The sequence below is a fragment of the Parabacteroides sp. AF39-10AC genome, from assembly GCF_003635405.1.
Classification (GTDB): Bacteria; Bacteroidota; Bacteroidia; order Bacteroidales; family Tannerellaceae; genus Parabacteroides; species Parabacteroides distasonis.
Map to the genome: position 1 here is coordinate 34908 of NZ_QTLP01000011.1, position 21035 is coordinate 55942.

Annotated in this window: 18 protein-coding genes; 10 read left to right on the forward strand and 8 right to left on the reverse strand. The window is 48.0% G+C overall.

The genetic code is table 11. The annotated features are described in order from the left end of the window. Nucleotides 1–25: 25 nt before the first annotated feature. From rseP to DW033_RS11585, 8 genes are all read right to left on the reverse strand, one after another. Nucleotides 26–1354 (reverse strand): RIP metalloprotease RseP, encoded by a 1329-nt coding sequence (rseP, locus tag DW033_RS11550; protein WP_005865319.1) that lies wholly within the window; start codon nt 1352–1354, stop codon nt 26–28. Nucleotides 1355–1384: 30 nt separating this feature from the next. Further along, entirely contained in the window at nt 1385–2536 is a 1152-nt protein-coding gene (locus DW033_RS11555) for a 1-deoxy-D-xylulose-5-phosphate reductoisomerase (protein ID WP_022193136.1), read from the reverse strand. 6 nt (nt 2537–2542) lie between these two features. After that, nucleotides 2543–3406, reverse strand: a complete 864-nt coding sequence (locus DW033_RS11560; RefSeq protein ID WP_048927751.1) for a M23 family metallopeptidase — start codon at nt 3404–3406, stop codon at nt 2543–2545. Between the two features lie 10 nt (nt 3407–3416). Continuing rightward, the gene (gene rimM / locus DW033_RS11565) at nt 3417–3950 is read right to left on the reverse strand and encodes a ribosome maturation factor RimM (protein ID WP_005865312.1); all 534 of its coding nucleotides are present in this window, start codon (nt 3948–3950) and stop codon (nt 3417–3419) included. 12 nt (nt 3951–3962) lie between these two features. Continuing rightward, the gene (gene murA / locus DW033_RS11570; protein ID WP_005855586.1) at nt 3963–5267 is read right to left on the reverse strand and encodes a UDP-N-acetylglucosamine 1-carboxyvinyltransferase; all 1305 of its coding nucleotides are present in this window, start codon (nt 5265–5267) and stop codon (nt 3963–3965) included. Next, the gene (locus tag DW033_RS11575; RefSeq protein WP_005855584.1) at nt 5264–5869 is read right to left on the reverse strand and encodes a DUF4290 domain-containing protein; all 606 of its coding nucleotides are present in this window, start codon (nt 5867–5869) and stop codon (nt 5264–5266) included. Before DW033_RS11575 ends, murA begins: the two co-directional genes overlap by 4 nt. Nucleotides 5870–5935: 66 nt before the next feature. After that, a complete protein-coding gene (locus DW033_RS11580) occupies nt 5936–6433 on the reverse strand; it encodes a GNAT family N-acetyltransferase (protein WP_048927856.1) in 498 nt (165 codons plus the stop codon). Between the two features lie 95 nt (nt 6434–6528). After that, nucleotides 6529–8343 carry a glycoside hydrolase family 2 protein gene (locus DW033_RS11585; protein WP_005855578.1) on the reverse strand — a complete coding sequence of 605 codons (1815 nt, stop codon included), beginning with the start codon at nt 8341–8343 and terminating at the stop codon, nt 6529–6531. Nucleotides 8344–8738: 395 nt separating this feature from the next. Between DW033_RS11585 and DW033_RS24895 the strand changes: the two genes are divergently transcribed. The 10 genes from DW033_RS24895 (at nt 8739) to DW033_RS11640 (ending at nt 20922) form a co-directional block, all read left to right on the forward strand. Further along, entirely contained in the window at nt 8739–9023 is a 285-nt protein-coding gene (locus tag DW033_RS24895) for a hypothetical protein (RefSeq protein WP_227793693.1), read from the forward strand. 448 nt (nt 9024–9471) lie between these two features. Further along, a complete protein-coding gene (locus DW033_RS11595) occupies nt 9472–9924 on the forward strand; it encodes a hypothetical protein (RefSeq protein ID WP_005865306.1) in 453 nt (150 codons plus the stop codon). Nucleotides 9925–9935: 11 nt separating this feature from the next. After that, nucleotides 9936–11705 (forward strand): T9SS type A sorting domain-containing protein, encoded by a 1770-nt coding sequence (locus tag DW033_RS11600; protein ID WP_048927750.1) that lies wholly within the window; start codon nt 9936–9938, stop codon nt 11703–11705. 919 nt (nt 11706–12624) lie between these two features. Continuing rightward, on the forward strand, nt 12625–13059 hold the full coding sequence (locus tag DW033_RS11610) for a hypothetical protein (RefSeq protein ID WP_048927749.1): 435 nt from the start codon (nt 12625–12627) through the stop codon (nt 13057–13059). 201 nt (nt 13060–13260) lie between these two features. Then, a complete protein-coding gene (locus DW033_RS11615; RefSeq protein ID WP_005855566.1) occupies nt 13261–14112 on the forward strand; it encodes a DUF3298 and DUF4163 domain-containing protein in 852 nt (283 codons plus the stop codon). Nucleotides 14113–14125: 13 nt separating this feature from the next. Continuing rightward, nucleotides 14126–14818, forward strand: a complete 693-nt coding sequence (gene rsmG, locus DW033_RS11620; protein ID WP_172618157.1) for a 16S rRNA (guanine(527)-N(7))-methyltransferase RsmG — start codon at nt 14126–14128, stop codon at nt 14816–14818. After that, nucleotides 14815–15453, forward strand: a complete 639-nt coding sequence (locus tag DW033_RS11625) for an MBL fold metallo-hydrolase (protein ID WP_005865301.1) — start codon at nt 14815–14817, stop codon at nt 15451–15453. The genes rsmG and DW033_RS11625 overlap by 4 nt, the downstream gene beginning before the upstream one ends. Before the next feature lie 12 nt (nt 15454–15465). Further along, complete coding sequence (gcvP, locus tag DW033_RS11630) at nt 15466–18318, forward strand: aminomethyl-transferring glycine dehydrogenase (RefSeq protein ID WP_048927747.1); 2853 nt, start codon at nt 15466–15468, stop codon at nt 18316–18318. Next, nucleotides 18315–19424, forward strand: a complete 1110-nt coding sequence (locus DW033_RS11635) for a hypothetical protein (protein ID WP_048927854.1) — start codon at nt 18315–18317, stop codon at nt 19422–19424. The genes gcvP and DW033_RS11635 overlap by 4 nt, the downstream gene beginning before the upstream one ends. Before the next feature lie 112 nt (nt 19425–19536). After that, complete coding sequence (locus DW033_RS11640) at nt 19537–20922, forward strand: MFS transporter (RefSeq protein ID WP_048927746.1); 1386 nt, start codon at nt 19537–19539, stop codon at nt 20920–20922. Nucleotides 20923–21035 lie beyond the last annotated feature (113 nt).

Below are 21035 nucleotides of genomic sequence, written 5' to 3' on the forward strand. Positions count from 1 at the left end.
TTGTATCTAGTTGTAGAGACGTACGTTACTTGAAGAAGAAGCGGAAGATGTCATTTCCATTCGCATAGATCAATAAAGCGAACAGGATAAACATACCTGCCATTTGGGCATACTCTAGGAATTTATCGCTCGGTTTGCGACGGGCCACTACCTCATAGATCAAGAACATCACGTGTCCGCCATCCAAGGCCGGAATCGGCAAGATATTCATGAACGCCAAGATGATAGATAGAAAAGCCGTACGTTCCCAGAAAATCCGCCAATCCCAGACAGACGGGAACAATCCGCCGATCGTACCGAAACCGCCCAAACTGGAGGCACCTTCCTTCGTAAACACATATTTCATGTCGTTCACATATCCCTTCAAGGTATTAATACCTAATTTAATACCGGCGGGGAACGACTCGAAAAAGCCGTATTCGCGGGTCACGGTCTGATAGAGATCCGTAGGCAACATCACCGCTACGCCAATTTTCCCGGCCGAGTCCGTCCTCATGGTCAACGACTCCAACTGGCCGTTCCGGTAGAAATCTACTGTCACCTCTTCGCCCTTATTCTCTAACAATAACCCGGAGGCATCATAAAACGTCGGGGTAGCCACACCGTTAATAGCCACCACGCTATCCTTCGGCAGCATGCCAGCGAGAGCCGCCGGGGCATTCTTGTCGGGAAGCTCACGAACAACCATCGGGATACGCAAAGGATCGGCGAAGCCTTTTCCGTCACGCATGCAACGTTGCATCATATCCTCCGGTATGGAGATCACGGTCTCCCGCCCGTCACGGAGCACCGTCACGGTCTTTGCCTCCACCACCTTGCGGAAACTGTCGCTACCGAAACGCTCCAACTCCTCATTGTCCGCTCTCAGCAAGATATCACCGTCCTGAAAACCGACGTTCTGGAACGTCTCGCTATAATTCATACCCATCTTCATGTTCTTCAAAGGCAAGTACGTATCGCCCCACGTAAACAAGATCATGGAATAAATAAACAAAGCCAGCAAGAAGTTGAACACCACGCCCGCTACCATAATCATCAAACGCTGTCCGGCCGGCTTGGAGCGGAACTCGTAAGGCTTGGGCGGCTGGGCCATCGCCTCCTTGTCCATACTCTCGTCGATCATACCGGAGATCTTACAATATCCTCCCAACGGAAGCCAGCCTACGCCGTATTCCGTGTCACTGTTTTTCGGCTTGTACTTGAATAGCGAGAACCACGGATCGAAGAAGAGGTAGAACTTCTCTACCCGCACCTTGAAAATCCGAGCAAAGATAAAATGCCCGAACTCGTGGACAATCACCAGTATCGATAAGCTCAAGATAAGCTGTAACGCCTTAATCAAAAAAGTTTCCATCTACTATTGTTTGTTCTGTTTTAAATTATTTCAAAATAACTCGGCCGCCAACCGCCTAGCCTCGGTGTCGGTAGCCACGTAATCCTCATACGAGGGATTGACGATAAACGAGGCTTTCCGCATGGTCTGCTCGATCACGTCGCTCATTTGCAAGAAGCCGATACGATCTTGCAGGAAGGCGGCCACCACCACCTCATTGGCGGCATTCAAGATACAGGGCATATTCCCTCCTTGGCGGGCCGCCTCGAAAGCGAAAGCCAAGTTGCGGAAACGTTCCATATCCGGCTCCTCGAACGTCAAGGTCGAATATTGGTTGAAATCCAGACGGGGCGCCATGCTCCTCATACGTGTCGGGAACGAGAAAGCGTAGGCGATCGGCAATTTCATGTCGGGAATTCCCAGCTGGGCGATCACAGCGCCATCCTCAAACTGCACCATCGAGTGGATCACCGACTGCGGGTGCACCACCACCTGTACCTGATCCGGCGTGACATCGAACAACCATTTCGCCTCGATCATCTCGAAGCCCTTGTTCATCATCGAGGCCGAGTCTATCGTGATCTTCGCCCCCATCGTCCAGTTCGGATGCCTCAAGGCCTGCGCCTTCGTCACGGTAGCCAGCTCCTCCAGCGTCTTCCGCCGGAACGGACCACCGGAAGCCGTCAGCAAGATCTTCTCGATCGGATTATCGTACGCACCTGTTAAACATTGAAAAATGGCCGAATGTTCCGAGTCCACCGGCAAGATAGGCACCTTATGCTCGGCGGCCAGCTTCATGATCAGCTCGCCGGCCACGACCAATGTCTCCTTATTCGCCAAGGCGATCGCCTTTCCCGCCTTGATCGCCGAGATCGTCGGTCGCAAGCCGGAATAGCCCACCATCGCCGTCAGCACCATATCGATCGGCTCCGACTGCACCATCTGGGCGATAGCGTCGGCACCCGCCCATACCTTGATCGGCAGGTCTTCCAAGGCCTCTTTCAGCTCGGGATATTTCCGCTCATTGGCGATCACCACCACCTCCGGCATATATTTCCGGGCCTGATTGATCAATAAGTCCACTTGGTTATTCGCGGTCAAGGCATACACCTCGAAAAGATCGGAATGCTCGCTCACTACCTCCAAGGCTTGGGTTCCGATGGAACCGGTCGAGCCTAATATCGCTAACTGTCTTTTTTTCATGGATTATCAAAAAGCTATATATTCTTCCGGATTCACCGGATTGCCTTTATACCACAACTCGAAATGCAGGTGCGGTCCGGTAGACAACTCTCCCGTATTCCCGACCAGAGCGATCGCCTCACCGGCTACCACATGGTCTCCCACCTCTTTCAGCAACAATTCGTTGTGCTTATAAACCGAGATGAATCCGTTCTTATGTTGTATTTGAATTACGTTTCCGTGGTTCGGATCGAAACCGGTATAGATCACCGTACCATCCAACGTAGCCAAGACACTCTCCTTCGGGGCCGCGGCCAGATCCACGCCATAATGATGGACATCCGTCTCATAATGAGAGGTGACCACGCCATTCACGGGCTTATAGAAAAAGACCCCCTCGGTCGGTACCTTGCCCGGGTCGGTCAATACCGATAAATTATATTTCTCCTCTTCCTCGTAATCTTTCACGAAGCGAGTCTCTTCCTTGCTACGAGGAATCTCATAGTTAATATCGTTGCTAGCCAAAGAATCTATCTGACGGATCGAGTCCAAGGGCATCGTACCGGAAAGGATTCCGGCCACGTTATCCAGATAAAGGGACTGGATCTCCATCATACGCTCCAACGAATCCGCCCGCAAGGCATTCTGCATAATCTCCTTGCGAACCTCCACGTCGAGATAGCCCGGCAAGTAGTTGCGAATCGGTGTCTTGATGATGATAAAGGCGGTAACGGCGATCAAGAAAAAGGCGAACACCGCCAAAGTGACAAACGCCGATAACTGCGAAAGCCGGAAAGACCACACCTCCTCCAACGTCCCCTCATTGATAAAGGAAAGTTTATATTTAAACCGGATCCGGTGCCAAAACGATTTCGTATTCTTCTTTTTCAACCCCTAATCTTCAATTATCAATTATCAATTCTATAAGTCCCTCCGGCAAAGACACCGTGAGACTACGGGCCTCATGGTCGGCCTCAGTGATCAACTCCTCCACGGCGGGGATCAACAGCTCCTCGCCTTTATGATCGACACGCAGAAGGACGTTGATTGTCGTCTCATCCACGTCTGTTATCTCTCCTAAATAACCTTTCTGCACGTCCGTCACGGTATAACCGATAAAACTGTCCCACGTCATATCCCCCACGAGATCCTCCTCGTCCACGGCGTCCAAAGGATAGAACACCTCCTTGCCCACAAACATGCGGGCATCCTCCTCGGAATTCACGTCCTCCAGTTTCACCAAGACCACCGTATCGGTCTTATAGCGGAAATCCTCCACGAAGAACGGTACCAAGATACCATCCATCTCGCAAACAATGTACGGGTCCTCGGCATCTTCCAGCACATCGCTGTTCGTCACCAACGACAACTCCCCCTTGATGCCATGGGGCTTGGCAAACTGCCCGATCTTGAAAACCTCTTCTTCTCTAATCATCGCCTAAAATCTTTAAATCCTCGTGATACGTGCCCCGATCTGGTTCAATCGCTTATCGATCCCTTGATATCCCCGGTCGATCTGGTCTATATTATGGATCGTGCTGGTACCCTCGGCGCTCATAGCGGCGATCAGCAAGGCGATACCCGCGCGAATATCCGGGGATACCATCGTAGAGCCCCGTAACTTGAAGCGGTTGCCCAGCCCGATCACCGTAGCCCGGTGCGGGTCGCAAAGGATGATCTGGGCTCCCATATCGATTAGCTTGTCCACAAAGAACAAACGGCTCTCAAACATTTTCTGGTGGATCAGCACGCTCCCCACAGATTGCGTAGCCACGACGAGAAATACGCTCAGCAAGTCCGGCGTAAGCCCCGGCCAAGGAGCGTCGGCGATGGTCATGATAGACCCATCGATAAACGTATCGATCTCGTAGGAATCATGCCGGGGGATATAAATATCATCGCCTCGCTGCTCCACGGTAATACCCAAGCGGCGAAAAGCGTCCGGGATGATCCCCAGCTTATCATATCCTGTATTCTTGATGGTGATCTCCGATCCGGTCATAGCGGCCATACCGATAAAGCTACCCACCTCGATCATATCGGGGAGGATGGTATGCTCCGTGCCGGAAAGCGACCGTACACCTTCTATCGTCAATAGGTTAGAACCGACACCTGAGATTCTCGCTCCCATGCGGTTCAGCATCGTGGAAAGTTGTTGCAGGTAAGGCTCGCAGGCGGCGTTATAGATCGTCGTCACCCCCTCGGCCAGCACGGCAGCCATCAAGATATTCGCCGTTCCGGTCACGGAAGCCTCGTCGAGCAGCATATAAGCGCCTTTCAACTGGCGTGCCTCTATCTCGTATACTTGCCGCCCGGCGTCGTAGCTAAAGCAAGCGCCCAGCTTCTGGATTCCCACGAAGTGCGTATCCAGCCGGCGTCGCCCGATCTTGTCGCCACCCGGTTTCGGGATCAGCGCCCTGCCGAAGCGGGCTACCAACGGGCCTACGATCATCACGGAACCCCGCAGGCTACCACTCTTGCGCAGGAACTCCTCGGTACTCAAATACTCCATGTCCACGTCGTCCGCCTGAAAGGTATAGGTATCGGCGGACGGATGCTCCACCTTGACCCTCATATCCCTAAGGAGCTGGATTAAGTTATTCACGTCCAAGATATCAGGCACATTGTGTATGGTCACCTTCTCCGGTGTTAGCAATGTCGCGCAGATCACCTCCAACGCCTCATTCTTGGCGCCTTGCGGAACGATCTCGCCGGACAAGCGATAACCACCTTCTATAACGAACGAGCTCATCTGCCTTTACGCGTAAAGTTCCTTTTGTTGCCGCCACTGTTATTACGGGCCAAGATATCACGGCTCTCGGCCAATTTGTGTTCCTCCTCGCTCAATACGATCTTGCCGCTAGACAGCTCGTCCAGATCCTTGAAGATCTTACGGTCGTCCACGCTTTCCTTGTTCCAAGTAAGGAACGATTTCTTCATCTGGTTTGCCAGCAGCCGCACGAGCTGGTCTTTCTCCATACCGGGTTGCAGCTCCGTGGCCTTGCGGATCATCAGCTCCAAGGTCTTTCCGTAATGGCGGTAGCGTATACGGTTATTGTTGTACGGGATACGAGGCGGACGGCTATACAGGTTCTCCTTCTTGATGATCTCGTACGGATAGTCTATATCGAGCTTAAAATCGGCCATGATCGCCAGATGATCCCAGAGGATATGCTTAAAGTCATTTACGTCACGCAAGTGCGGGAACATGTTTCCCATAATGTTGATAATCGTGTTGGCGCAACGCTTACGCTCTTCCCTGTCTTGGATAGTCACGCAATAGTCCACCATATTTTGGATATTGCGTCCGTATTCGGGCAAAGTCAATCTTTTTCCTTCTGTATTGTATTTCATTCTTTACATTTTGTTTATCGCGAAGATAGGTATATTAATTGAGAATTGAAAATTGAGATTCGAAAGTTACCTCTCGTTAGGCTTAATTATCAATTCATAATCTACCACGTCCAGCCACCGCCCGAATTTCAGCCCTACTTTCTCGAAGTGGGATACTTTTCTGAACCCCAGCTTCTCATGCAGCGAGCAGCTAGCCTCATTCCCCTCGGTAATGCAGGCAATCAAGGCGTGGTAGCCGCCTGCCCGACATTCCTCGATCAGCCTTTCCATAAGCTGCCGGCCGATCCCCTTGCCCTTGTATCTCGGGGATAAATAAACGGTGGTCTCAAGCGTATATTTATAAGCTGCCTTTTCTTTCCACGCATGGGCATAGCAATATCCCACGACCTCATCATGATCTACGTATACCAGATAAGGATAACTCGCCGAGATCCCGGCTATGCGACCATCCATCTCCTCCACCCGCAAAGGTTCCGTCTCGAACGTAGCCACGCTATTCACGACATATTCATTGTATATATCCACGATCGCCTTGGCGTCTCGCAAACTCACATTCCGAATCATATTCATTTCGCTAAAACAATCCGATCCGGGAAAGAATCTCTCTTTGCCCGGACCGGATCTATCATCGAGTCAAATAACTATTTTTTCTAAGCCTTCTACTCAGACAAGGCCTTGATCACCTCTTGGTTCGCCTTGCGCACCTCGGCCTCATTGATCTTGATCACCTTGCGATCGTAGGTCATAAGGCCGTTCACCTCACCTTCTACGTCCGTGGTTTGCGTGTAGACAGCGGCGGAGAAGCCCTTCGGAACCATTTTCTTCAGCTCACGGGCGTACTTCACGTACTCGGCGGTCACCTCATCGCTATTCTTAAACTGTACATAGCCCCAGTTGCGTTTGTTCCACCACAAATGGTTCTCCACGGCCAAGCCGATACCACCATACTCGCCCAATACGTTCACACGCACCGGATCGAACAGGTACATCGCCGGGCCCGGGTAATTATGCAAATCCAAGATATCGCCGCACGCACGGAAATTACCGCCACTGGCCGGATTCACCAGACGGGAAGGATCGTATGTTTTTGTCCACTCGGCAGCCTTCTCGGTATCGAACTGGCCCCAAGCCTCGTTGAAGGGCACCCATACTACTACGCTAGGATTCGAGACGCACAGGTCCATGATCTCCTTCCACTCCTTGTAATAATTACGGATAGACTCCTCGGTACGCTCCTTGTCGGTTCCACCGTTATACGTATGAGGCGCCCATTGGTTACCCATGTCGCCGCTAGGCATATCCTGCCAAACCAGCATACCTTCCTTATCGCAATGATAGTACCAGCGGGCCGGCTCTACCTTCACGTGCTTGCGGATCATGTTGAAGCCCCACGCTTTCGTCTTCACGATATCATACAGCAACGCCTCGTCCGTGGGAGCCGTGTAAAGCCCGTCGGGCCACCAGCCTTGATCCAGCGGGCCGTATTGGAACAGGTTCTTGTTGTTCAAGCGCATACGCATGATGCCGTTGGCGTCACGCTCGGCGGATATCTTACGGAAGGCGGTGTACGATTTCACCTCGTCCACCTTCTTGCCATTCTTCGACAAGCTCACCTTCATATCATATAAATAAGGATTGGAAGGTTCCCACAACGTAGGATTTTGCACGGCCAAGCGTAATTCTGTCCCTTGTACGCCCTTGGCGGTAGCAACCACCTGCCCCTTATCGAGCAAGCTGACCTCCACGATGTCCGACACCGGGGAGTCGGAACAAGCCCCGACCGTCACGCTCATCACGCCATTATCGATATTCGGGATCGCCTTGATAGAGGTGATATGCGAGGAAGCGACCGGCTCCAGCCATACGGTCTGCCAGATTCCGGTGACCGGCGTATACCAGATTCCCTCCGGGTTGGCCACTTGCTTTCCACGGGGTTGGTAGCCTTTATCGCTCGGGTCCCATACACGCACCACCAGCTTATGCGTACTTTTGCCATTCAGATAGGGAGTGATATTCAAGGAAAACGGGGTAAAGCCTCCCGTGTGGGAACCGATCAAGATATCATTCACGAACACGTCCGCTTTCCAATCCACGGCGCCGAAGTTCAACAAGATATCTTTTCCTTTCCATGAGGAGGGCACCGTAAAGGTTCGTTTATACCACAACTCATTCTTCTCCCCCACTTCTTTTTGCACGCCGGACAAGGAGGATTCCACGGCGAACGGCACCAAGATATTCCCATCGAAACTCGTCGGCTCTGCCTGTCCTTTTGGAAGGATAGCGTATTCCCACTCGCCGTTCAAATTCTGCCAATCCGCACGTTCCATCCCGGGGCGTGGATATTCTGGCAATACATTCCGGGGATCTACTTTCTCAGCCCAGTCCGTCTTGATCTTGTCTCCGGCGGGCTTCCACTGCGCCCCGGCGCTACAAATCGTTGCGAACGCACAAAAGGCTAACAATAATTTTCTCATGATATTATTTACATTTTGAATTGATAATACACTTTCAGCAGACAAAGATAATAGAAAATATCCAAAATCCACATCGTCCTCGGATACCAATAGGAGAACCGTACCCAAATCGATCTAACCATAAAATACCCGGAATATCTCTTGTGACAGAATCTCACTAGGTAAGGTTATTGTATTTTTTAATGTTCCTATTTTACATCAATATCATTTCCGGAAAAACACGTACGTGAATATCCAAAAACATGTACGACTTTTCGGAAAAACATGTACGTGTTTTAACGCAAACATTACGATGTTTTTTACGACTCTGATTTTCAACCCCTTGCAAACAAAACCTCATTTTCTGCTTATTGTAAAATTCTTCTGATTCAAGGATACCCGGAAAAGAAGGAGTAATGGCACGACCTATTAAAAAGGAGCCGGATTATTTCCCGCTCGACACGGATTTACTAAGCAACCGTAAAATCCGTCAAATAAAGCGCAAATACGGATCTGACGCTTTTCATTATATATTGCCCTGCTTTGTGACATCTATGCCAATGGCTATTATATCACGGCCTACAAGAAAGAGCGTGAGCTTGCCTTCCTCCGCAAGGTATTCCAGCAATACAAGGCCGGTTACCCACTGGAACGTCTCTACCCCGCCCATGTCTACCAATCCCTGCAAGAGCGGAGATTGATCAACGACCCCCCCCGAGGAGAAACGCCACGCCATGAGCCTCTTCGCCTATTGGCGACCACCGGGTCACCTGCCCATCAGCGAGGACTATCGGCTGACGATGGTGCGACAGCAGGCGATGGCGTGGTTGCTGCGGAGGTATTTCGATGGGCCGATAACAGAAGAGAAAGCAAAACGAACCATCTCCTTTGGAGATTAAGAAATAAAACATACACATTGTTAATTTAATGCAAAATCATAAATATAATACTTTTTCAAGCCAATAAATAATAATTAAATCATATCTTTGGAAAAAAGATAAAATAAAATTACAAGTCATGCTCTAACAGCCTTCATGTTTCTATAAAATGTAAGACTGAATCTAAACTAGCCAAACCAACTTCTACTTTTTAGTAAAGCGTATGGTTTTCTATTTCTAATAATAAAGATATTAAATTAACATTCTATTTATGAAAATCATTATTTTGCAATTCATGGCAATAATCGCTATGATCCTTATAAGTTGTAACGATAAGGAAAACAGCGTGTACCTAAAAAATGGTTCCTACTCGGAATGCGCCACGGGGAAAAACTTGACCAAGGCGCAAGAAGAGACCGCTTATGTAGAAATCAGTGCAGTTAACACAAACACTCTAAGAGTGGACATGTACCATGTCCAACTGAATTGCGCTCTGGAAAAAATAGAGTCGAGTATCAGTTATAATGAAAAAGTAATCATAATTAAATTCACGCCAATTGGCGATGATGCTAATTGTCTTTGTGGAAGACAATTAACATATGAAATCAGCAACCTTCAAGAAGGGCAGTCTTATGATTGTGTGATCATGCAAGAGAATAGTGAATATGCCTCTTTTAAATTTGATTTCACAAGAGATCTAACACAAACAATTAATCTAAATTAAATTACGACATTATGAAAAAAATGTATTTTATCATCATTTATGTGCTTCTACTATCTATAGGAGCCATAAACAGCGCAAATAAATCCATAACTAAACTCGAAGCTTATAATATAGTTATTAGTGGCATTGATTCGACTACATTAGATTCCACTGAAATATTTGTATCCAAGCAGATATTACCAGCCAACACAGTCATTGAGATTGGTGATAAAAGTATAGAATCCCCGGATTATGGCTCTTGGATGTTTTTCATAAATAAGTATCCTTTATCCAATTGGGGACACTCTTGTAACTATATGTTTATCGGAAGTAACAATGGTGAAGTAGATATAATAGAGAGTAATTTCTACCCTACTAAACCATCATTGGCTGATATGGATAAAATAAAGTCTAGCGTAGTTACATTTGATGAGTCTGTTTTTGTCAAGCCTATGGCAAGGCCTCAGCTCCTTCAAACAAAGGCAACATATGATAGCAACAAATATGCAGTAATAATTAGTGGAGGAGGAAATCCCTCTGTCAATTACCCGAGATATTGGAACGATTGCTCTTCTATTTATCAGACATTGCTTTATACGTATAATTATGACTCTGCCCATATTACCGTTATAATGTCAGATGGAACGAGCAGCAACATCGATAGAAGCACTGGCGATTCTTCGCCGTTAGATTTAGACGGAAATGGAACAAACGATATACAATTTGCGGCGACAAGCAATAATATCAAGACTACTTTTAGCAATCTTGCGTCGAGGCTTACCTCCAACGACTATCTTTTTATTTTCACAATAGATCACGGAAATTATGACTCTTCCGGGAACTCTAGTTTAACATTATGGAACGATGAGAATTTGTATGCATCAACTTTCGCTCCTTGGGTGAATGCCATTAATGCCAAAGCGATCAATATCGTAATGGGACAATGTTTCAGTGGCGGTTTTATCTCTTATTTTAAAAATAATCCAAAGGTTTCCATATCAACGGCTTCCACTAAAGATCAGCCATCTTCTTCCATGAGTGACGGCCGTTACGATGAATTCGTTTACTATTGGACGGAGGCTGTCACGAAGAAAGCTTCTTCTGGATATATGGTAGGAGATGTTAACCAAGACGCTTTTACAACAGCTCATGAAGCATATGATTACGCAAGGACTCATGATAAGAAAAATGAAGATCCACAACACTATTCTTCGGATTTACTCTCTCATTTTTTAGCCCTAAATGGGATGAGAGCAAGAACTACGAGCGGAACGATTGCAGTAGAACGTGGAGAGACATTTAATTATTCCGGTATGGAAACTATCAACTGGACTATTCCCTTAAATTCACCTGTAAATATATCAATCAAATTCCCAACGAATATAGTGTACAAATGGAATTGCAGCAGTGGAAATCCCGGTAATTTTTATTCTTCATCATCTACAACAGCCTCTGTGTTAGCAAATTCAAGTAGCACATCGCCTATTGTCATTACAGCTAAAGCTGATGGCTCCACTTTAACGCAGACATTCCGCCTATATCTAAAAAACACCTATAGCATCATGAATGACAATTCATCTATACTAAATATCAATTTAGAGAATCAAGAAACTAACAATCTATTAAGTAAGTCGCAAGACTCTTATGAAATATACTCTATTAATGGAACAAAATGTAAGTCTGGATTACTAAATAGATACAATTCCATAGATATATCTTCTCTGGCGAATGGAATGTACTTTGTTACGATTCATAATTCGAATTCGATCTTGCAAAAAGAGCAATTCATCGTTAATCATTGAGAAATAAGAAGACTATCCGAGCCGGGTAAGAAATTCTCTTTACCCGCCCCATTTCAATCAGTCCTTGCAAGAGCGGGGATTGATACACGATACCCCCGAGGAGAAACGCCACGCCATGGGCCTCTTCGCCCATTGGAGACCACCGGGTCACCTGCCCATCAGCGAGGACTATCGGCTGACGATGGTGCGACAGCAGGCCATGGCATGGTTGCTGCGGAGGTATTTCGATGGGCTGATAGCTAAAGAGAAAGCATAAGAACGAGTAATATGCACTTGCATATCTGTTAATAATTCGCCAATAAAAACATTGATTTACAAAATATATAGTTATATTTGCATCGTCATGTGGCTATAGCGTTAGCTGAAAAGCATGGCGACATATTATGTATTAGAGCATCGAGTGTTATTCTGTGTCTTTTAAAATTCCCCATTTAACTCAGCCAGAATAACAAACTTCATGCTCACGCTGTTGTATTATCTCAAATATAATATAGGCGTGAGCTGTCGTTTGTTATGGCTGAAAGGGTATGGGGATACCTAAAAGACACATAACAATATAACGGCAGCTTCACGCTTTTTTTTGTGTCTGCCCATAAAAACTCTATTTTTCCAATAATTATACATTTGGCCTATAATTAATCGAATTTAACAACATGGCTTTTCGGAGGAAAAGTTTGGTTATTTAGTTAAATAAAGAAAAGAGCTATCTCGTTCGTGAGAATATAGGTAGCTCACTATTGTTTAACCTTTTTAATGCGTTCACATCCTATTGATGGTAGACTTGTGCCAATAGGCTATAGTTAAATTTTATCATCATTACCCATAATTTCCTTCAAACTATAATGGTATGATAAAAACTAATTGTACATTTAGGGCAATCCTATTTTAGTTGTTAACTAATTAAAACTGATTCAGAAACATGAGAACTTCTTTATTTATATTTTTCATGGTCATTTTTATTGGTTGTAGTGAAAATGACATTATCGATGAAGGGGAAAAACCAGAAGATCCTCAAGCCGAAATAGAGGTTTATTATGACCAAGAAAGTACAAGCTCAAGAAAACCTGATGCAGGCGCAAAAGTGTATTTGTATTATAACATTAATATAACGACAGCGTTTGGTGGCCTTGCATCTTATGAAGGAAATGGAATATTAAAGTATAAAAGGCATAATACAGTCATTAAGCCAGATTCTGTTTTATATACAGATTATTTAGGAAAGACTGTTTTTGATCTAAAGCCTATGGATGTGATGTCTATAGTGGCAGAAAGCTCTTATTTTCTAAATATGATAACCTATACAGTTTGCTTTCATCCAGATGAAAGCTTGAAAATAACATTTATATTCTCATAAGGCTAGGTACGCCCCTAGGTGATATAAAATGGGAACTATCCTTCTCACGCAAGAGAACACCCGGAAAGTATCGGACAAATAGACAACTCAACCCGAAAACCACCGAGGAAAGATTGTCCTCTTATTAAACTTCATCGTGCAATTTGATTATACAATTTAATAACGTACATTCGCGTACAAATAAATTAAATCTGTAGTCCGATGAGAACGCATTTACGCGAAAGCATGCTGGCGCTTCTTTTGATAGGTATCTTAGCCACGGGTTGCGATACCGGAACGAAGAAGGCTTCCGAAAACAGTATCACGTTTGATTCTATCAGCGTGGAAAAGACTTACCATTTGTTAGATAATCCGGATAATCCCAATTGCAATCTAGAGATCAAGTTCGTTTATCCCCGGAAATATTCGGATAAAGAGGTTCTTAAGAATCTACAGAGACAGTTCGTCTCCTCTTATTTCGGCGAGAATTATGAGCAATTATCCCCCGAGGAGGCGGTACGGAAATATACCGATGACTATCTGGCCGCTTATAAGGATCTGGAAGAGGATTACAAGGCTGAGGTGGCGAAATCCGACGAGACACCGGTGGGCTCTTGGTTCTCTTACTATGAGATGTCATCGGATGATATCGCCTTCAACCAAGACGATATCATCAGCTATACGGTAAGCTTCGAGAACTATACGGGCGGAGCGCATGGCGCGCATTCCTACAATAACCATGTAGTGAACCTCAAGACCGGTAAGCCGATCACCGAGGAGGAGATATTCGTGGACAACTATCAAGACAATCTGGCGCGAATATTGGTAGATCAGATCGCCAAGCAAAACAACGTATCCGACGCCAAGGAACTGGAAAATATCGGTTTCTTTAGCGTGGACGAGATCTTCCCGAACGGGAACTTCCTCGTAGACGAGACGGGTATCACCTATTCTTTCAACGAATATGAGATAGCGGCATACGTGGTAGGCGTCACGAACGTCCATCTCCCTTACAAGGAAATCCGCTATTTGCTGCGGGATGACAGCCCGATAAGTCAGTTAATTGAAAATTGAGAATTGAAAATTAATGATAGATAAACCTATAAACAGATGTCCTATGGAACAAAATACAGAGAAATTTTCAATTTTCAATTCTCAATTCTCAATTCTCACATCTTATTTCCCCGATCTCACCGACCGGCAAAAAGAGCAATACGCCGCCCTATATGACCTATATACGGATTGGAACGCCAAGATCAACGTGATCTCCCGGAAGGATATCGAGAACCTATATCCGCATCACGTGCTTCACTCGCTGGGTATCACCCATATGTTGCGTTTCAAGCCGGGTTCCTCGGTGATGGATCTGGGTACGGGAGGCGGTTTTCCCGGCATCCCCTTGGCGATCTTATTCCCGGAGACCCATTTCCATCTGGTAGACAGCATCGGGAAAAAAATCAAGGTGGGACAAGCCGTGGCCGAGGCGATCGGGCTGGAGAACGTATCCTTCCGCCATTGCCGGGGCGAGGAGGAAAAGCAGCTTTTCGATTTCGTGGTAAGCCGTGCCGTGATGCCTCTGGCGGATCTGGTAAAGATCGTCCGCAAGAATATAAAGAAAGAACAGATCAACGCGTTGCCCAACGGATTGATTTGCCTGAAAGGTGGAGAGCTGGCGCACGAGATATTGCCTTTCCGGAACCGAGCGATAAGCATGGATCTGAAAGACCATTTTAAAGAAGAGTTTTTTGAAACTAAAAAAGTAGTGTACGTACCCTTATGATTACGATAAAATCTTTCGAAGTAAACTATTTCTCCGAGAATACTTACTTGCTATACGATGATACCAAGGAGGCGGTCCTTATCGATTGCGGCTGCCTGCGCAAAGAGGAACAAAAAGAAGTAAGCGACTTTATCGCCCAGAACGGGCTGACGCTGAAACGTTACCTTTGTACGCACCTCCATCTGGATCATATATTCGGTAACGAATTCATCCATGACACCTACGGATTGAGCCCGGAAGCCCATAAAGCGGACGTGGAGGGCCTTCCCTCTCCCGAGGAGCAAGCCAAGGCATTCGGCCTGCCGATGAAGGCGAAAAGCATCCCGGTAGGGAAATATCTGGTAAACGGGGAAATCATAAAGTTCGGGAAATCCGAGCTGGCGGTATTGAGCGTTCCCGGTCATTCGCCCGGAGGCGTGGCTTTCTATAACAAGAAGAACGGTTTCGTGATCGTAGGAGACTCCTTGTTCGCCGGAAGCATCGGCCGTACTGATCTATGGGGAGGCAACCAAGATGTACTGCTTGCCGCTATCAAGGACAAATTACTGTCGTTGCCGGACGAGACCGTGGTATACCCCGGCCATGGCCCCGAGACACGAATCATTGATGAGAAATTAAATAATCCTTATTTATAAAATACTAGAATTATGGACACAAATAAGTTTGTAAACCGCCACGTGGGCATCTCAGCGGAAGATATTCCCGCTATGTTGGAGACGATTGGCGTGAAGTCTTTGGACGAGTTGATCGATCAGACCATTCCGGCCAACATCCGTTTGAAAGAGCCGTTGAACCTCCCGGAGGCCATGACGGAACGTGAGTTCGCCGAGCATATCGCCGAGCTGGCCTCCAAGAACGAGGTATTCACCTCTTATATCGGTATGGGTTGGTACGACACGGTTTGCCCGGCCCCGATCCAACGTAACGTATTCGAGAACCCAGTTTGGTACACCTCCTATACTCCGTATCAGGCGGAAGTATCCCAAGGACGCTTGGAGGCGTTGCTGAACTTCCAGACTGTTATCAGTGAATTGACAGGATTACCTTTGACAAACTGCTCGCTACTCGACGAGGCGACAGCGGCAGCCGAGGCGGTTACCATGTTCCATGGTTCACGTAGCCGTGCGCAGGTGAAAGCGGAAGCGAATACGGTATTCATCGACGAGAATGTGTTCGCCTCTACGCTGGCCGTCATCCACACCCGCATGGTCCCGCAGGGCATCCGGGTGGTAGTGGGCGATTATAAGAAATTCGAGTTCACACCGGATGTGTTCGCCGCCATCGTACAGTTCCCGAACGCGGATGGTTCGATCGAGGACTATAAGGAATTCGTAGCCCGTGCGGGCGCCGCCGGAGCCAAGGTAGGCGTAGCCGCCGACTTGATGAGCTTGGTATTGTTGACTCCTCCGGGAGAATGGGGAGCGGATGTTGTATTCGGTAGCAGCCAGCGCTTCGGTATCCCGATGTTCTACGGGGGTCCTTCCGCCGCTTTCTTCGCTACGAAGGACGATTATAAACGTACGATCCCGGGACGTATCATCGGTATCTCCAAGGACGCTTACGGCCATCCGGCTTATCGCTTGGCCTTGCAGACCCGCGAGCAACATATCAAACGTGAGAAGGCTACGTCCAATATCTGTACGGCTCAGGCGTTGTTGGCTACCATGGCCGGCTTCTACGCCGTATATCATGGAGCGGAGGGGTTGCGTAACATCGCCGGACGGATTCATTCCACGGCCGGATTCTTGGCCAAGGAGTTGGAGAAACTGGGATATACGCAATTAAACAAGGATTATTTCGATACCTTGAAGATACAGCTTCCTTCACACGTGTCGGTGAACGCGCTGCGTGAGATCGCCTTGGAGTGCAAGGTGAACTTGCGTTACTTCGAGGCCGGACAAGTGGGCGTCAGCATAGACGAGACGACATTGCCTACGGACATAGGCGTATTACTATACATCTTCGCCGGCGCCGCAGGTAAAGACTATATGCTGGACGAGTCTATCCCCGCCCAGACTTATTTCGACGCTAAATTCGCCCGTACCTCCGATTTCTTGCAGCAAGACGTATTCAAGAAATATCATACGGAGACCGAGTTGATGCGTTACATCACCCGTTTGGGACGAAAGGATGTTTCCTTGGCTCAATCCATGATCTCACTGGGGTCTTGCACGATGAAGCTAAACCCGGCTTCTACGATGTTGCCGCTTAGCCGTGCGGAATTCATGAATATCCACCCATACGCTCCGGAGGAGCAAGTGGAAGGCTATACGGAGCTGATCGAGAACCTGTCTTCTTACTTATGCACGATCACGGGCTTCAAGGGCTGTACGTTGCAACCGAACTCCGGCGCCGCTGGCGAGTACACGGGTCTTCGTGTGATCCGTGCTTATCAGGAAAGCATCGGCCAAGGCCATCGTGATATCGTTTTGCTTCCGGCTTCCGCCCACGGAACCAACCCGGCCAGTGCTATCCAATGCGGGTATAAGACCGTAACCGTTAAATGCGACGAGAATGGTAATATCGATCTGGAAGATTTCCGCGCGAAAGCCGAGGAGAACAAGGAGCGTCTGGCTGCCAGCATGATTACCTATCCGTCTACGCATGGTATCTTCGAGGTGGACATCAAGGAGATGTGCGAGATCGTTCACGCTTGCGGTGGACAGCTTTATATGGATGGCGCCAACATGAACGCGCAGGTTGGATTGACAAATCCGGGTACGATCGGCGCCGATGTATGTCACTTGAACCTGCATAAGACCTTCTCTTCTCCTCACGGAGGTGGTGGTCCCGGCGTAGGCCCGATCTGCGTGGCCGAGCATCTGGTTCCGTTCTTGCCGCAGCATCCGGTGCTTTGGGGCAGCGACTTGAATACGGTATCCGCGGCTCCTTATGGTAGCGCCGGTATCCTGCCGATCACGTACGCTTACATCCGCTTGCTGGGTACGGAAGGTCTTGAGACAGTGACGAAGACGGCCATCTTGAACGCCAATTACTTGGCCGCTAAGTTTAAGGATACGTACGGTATCGTTTATACCGGAGCGACAGGCCGTGTAGGTCATGAGTTGATCTTGGAATGCCGCACGGTAAAAGAGCGTTCGGGCATCGACGAGGGCGATATCGCCAAGCGTTTGATGGACTTCGGCTACCACGCTCCTACCCTATCTTTCCCGGTACACGGCACCTTGATGGTAGAGCCGACCGAGAGCGAGAGCAAGGCCGAGCTGGATCGTTTCGTAGAGGTAATGGAATGTATCTGGAGCGAGATCAAGGAGGTGGAGGAAGGCAAGGCATCCAAGGAGGACAACGTCTTGAAGAACGCCCCGCATCCGGAATACGAGGTGACCGCCGACGAGTGGAAACACGCGTATCCCCGCACGAAGGCCGCCTTCCCGCTGGAATGGTTGCACGACAGCAAGTTTTGGATTAACGTAGCCCGTGTAGATAACGCTTATGGCGACCGTAACTTAATACCGACTTTATGCGCTTGCGAGATATGAAGAAGCTCTTTATCGCCTTGGCGGCCGTCACTCTGACGGCTTGCGTCAAGGCTCCCGAGAAAACAGTCAAGGTCTACGCATGGCAAGGCGAAGGTGGGAATACCACCGAGCAAACCTTACAGGCGGACTTTAGTAAATGGCATGCCCACGGAGTAGACGGGATGTGCTACAACGCCGGCCATGACACGGAGAAAATTCAGCGTGCCGCCAAAGCGGCCCATGCCATTGGCATGGAATATCACGCATGGATTCCCGCCATGTTGCAACATGGATTGGACTCCACCCTCTACGCCGTGAACCGGAAAGGCGAGTCGGCCTATTCCGTACAGGCGTATGTGCCTTATTACAAATGCCTGTGCCCGAACCAAGAAGGTACGGCGGAGTTCTTGCTGAATCTATATGGCAAGGTAGCCGATATCCCGGAGGTGGATTATATCCATCTGGATTATATCCGTTACGTGGATGTCATCTTAGCCCGCGGACTTTGGGAAAAATACGGATTGGTGATGGACGAGGAATATCCTACGGCGGACTATTGTTACTGTGACAAATGCGTGGCCGATTTCAAGGCCGCTACCGGTATCGACATCAAATCCGTAGAGGATCCTTCCAAATGCGAGGAATGGGCGCGGTTCCGTTGCGACTTGATCACGAAATTGGTAAACCGCATCGCCGACGAGGTTCACGGCAAAGGCAAGAAAGTGAGCGCCGCCGTATTCCCGGGGCCGGACTCTCACGCTAAATGGATGGTTCGTCAAGAATGGAATAAATGGAATATCGACGCTTTCTTCCCGATGAATTATAACGATTTCTATCTGGAGGACGCTTCTTGGCTGGCTCCGATCGTGAAAGAGGAAGTAGCCTCCGTGCAAGGCAAGAAGCCGGTTTATAGCGGTCTGTTCATCTGCGAGGATTGGCAGAACAAGGCGAATATCAAGGACCCGGAAGGCCACGGACTGATCCCGTCCGAGATCGAGGAGGCCGTAAGAGGCTCCATGGAAAACGGAGCGGCTGGCGTGGCGTTGTTTACGCCGGGCAACATGACGGATGAGCATTGGAAAGCTTTCGATAAGGCGATCCACCAACCGTATACCGTAAAGCCCTAATTCGTAATTACTATACGATAAAACAAAGACGAGGAGGCGCAGCTCTTCATTTTCTCACCTGCGCCTCCTCTTTTACTTATCCATCTAATCTATCTTACTAAATAAAAATATCATGACAACTAAGAAACAAGAGAAAATCAAGTTCAGTAAAGCGTTCTGGGTGGCGAACACCGTCGAGTTGTTCGAGCGAGCCGCTTATTATGGCGTATTTATCGTTATCACCCTTTATCTTAGCCGCATCTTAGGCTTTAACGACATTCAGGCTGCCAGCATCGCCGGTATCTTTTCCGCCTGTTTGTATTTGCTGCCCACGTTCGCCGGAGCATTGGCCGATAAGATCGGTTTCCGCAACTCGATGCTACTGGCTTTCACTTTGTTAACTTGTGGTTATCTAGGACTGGCAGTTTACCCTACTTGGCTTCAATCCGCCGGACTTGTTGAATACAGCACGACGACTACCTTTACGGGATTGCTGGAGAGCAATCTTCAGTACGGCATTATCCCTATCATGGCCTTGATCGTATGCGGCGGGGCTTTTATCAAGAGCGTTATCTCCGGTACGGTCGCTAAAGAAACTACGCCGGAAACCCGGGCAAAGGGTTTCTCTATCTTCTACGCGATGGTAAATATCGGGGCTTTCTCCGGAAAGACCATCGTGAAGCCGCTTCGCGAGGCGTTGGGTAACGAGGGGTTGATTACCTTGAACTATTTCTCGGCGAGCATGACGTTCCTTGCCTTGCTAGCCATCTGGTTCTTCTACAAAAGCGCCCAGCACTCGGGCGAGGGCAAGACGTTCGGGCAGATTTGGAACGCCTTGATCAAAGTTTGCAGTAATGGCCGGCTGATTACCTTAATCATCATTATCACCGGATTCTGGATGGTGCAACACCAGCTGTATGCCACGATGCCTAAATATGTGCTTCGTTTGGCCGGTGAGGGGGCCTCTCCTTCTTGGTACGCCAACGTAAACCCTTTAGTCGTAGTTCTGACAGTCAATCTAGTAACGCAGATGATGCGGAAGCGGACAGCGCTTACTTCCATGACGGTCGGTATGTTCATCATGCCGATATCCGCTCTTTGCATGGCATCCGGGAATATGCTAGACGGAAATACGAATATACTCGGCATGCACCCTGTTGCCTTCATGATGGTGGTAGGCATCGTGTTCCAAGGCTTGGCCGAGACATTCATATCGCCTCGCTTCCTCGAGTATTTCTCTTTGCAAGCTCCCAAGGGAGAGGAAGGTCTTTATCTTGGATTCAGCCATTTGCATTCCTTCTTATCCTCTATCTTTGGGTTTGGATTATCCGGATTCCTTTTGAGTAAATACTGTCCGGAACCTACCCTCTTCGCCTCTCATGAGGAATGGCTGACGGCTAGCGCAAATGCCCATTATATCTGGTATTATTTCGGAGCGATCGCTTTAGTCTCGGCTTTTGCCTTGATTATTTATGGCAAGGTGGTAGAACGCCTAGACGCAAAACAGGTACGAGGCTGATATCGTCTTAATAAACATACATATCTTCGTAAGAACTTGGTTTGTACCCGAGAGTAGTACAAACCAAGTTTTTTTCATATTTTAGTTTCTCTTTGGAAAACCATGAATGTCTT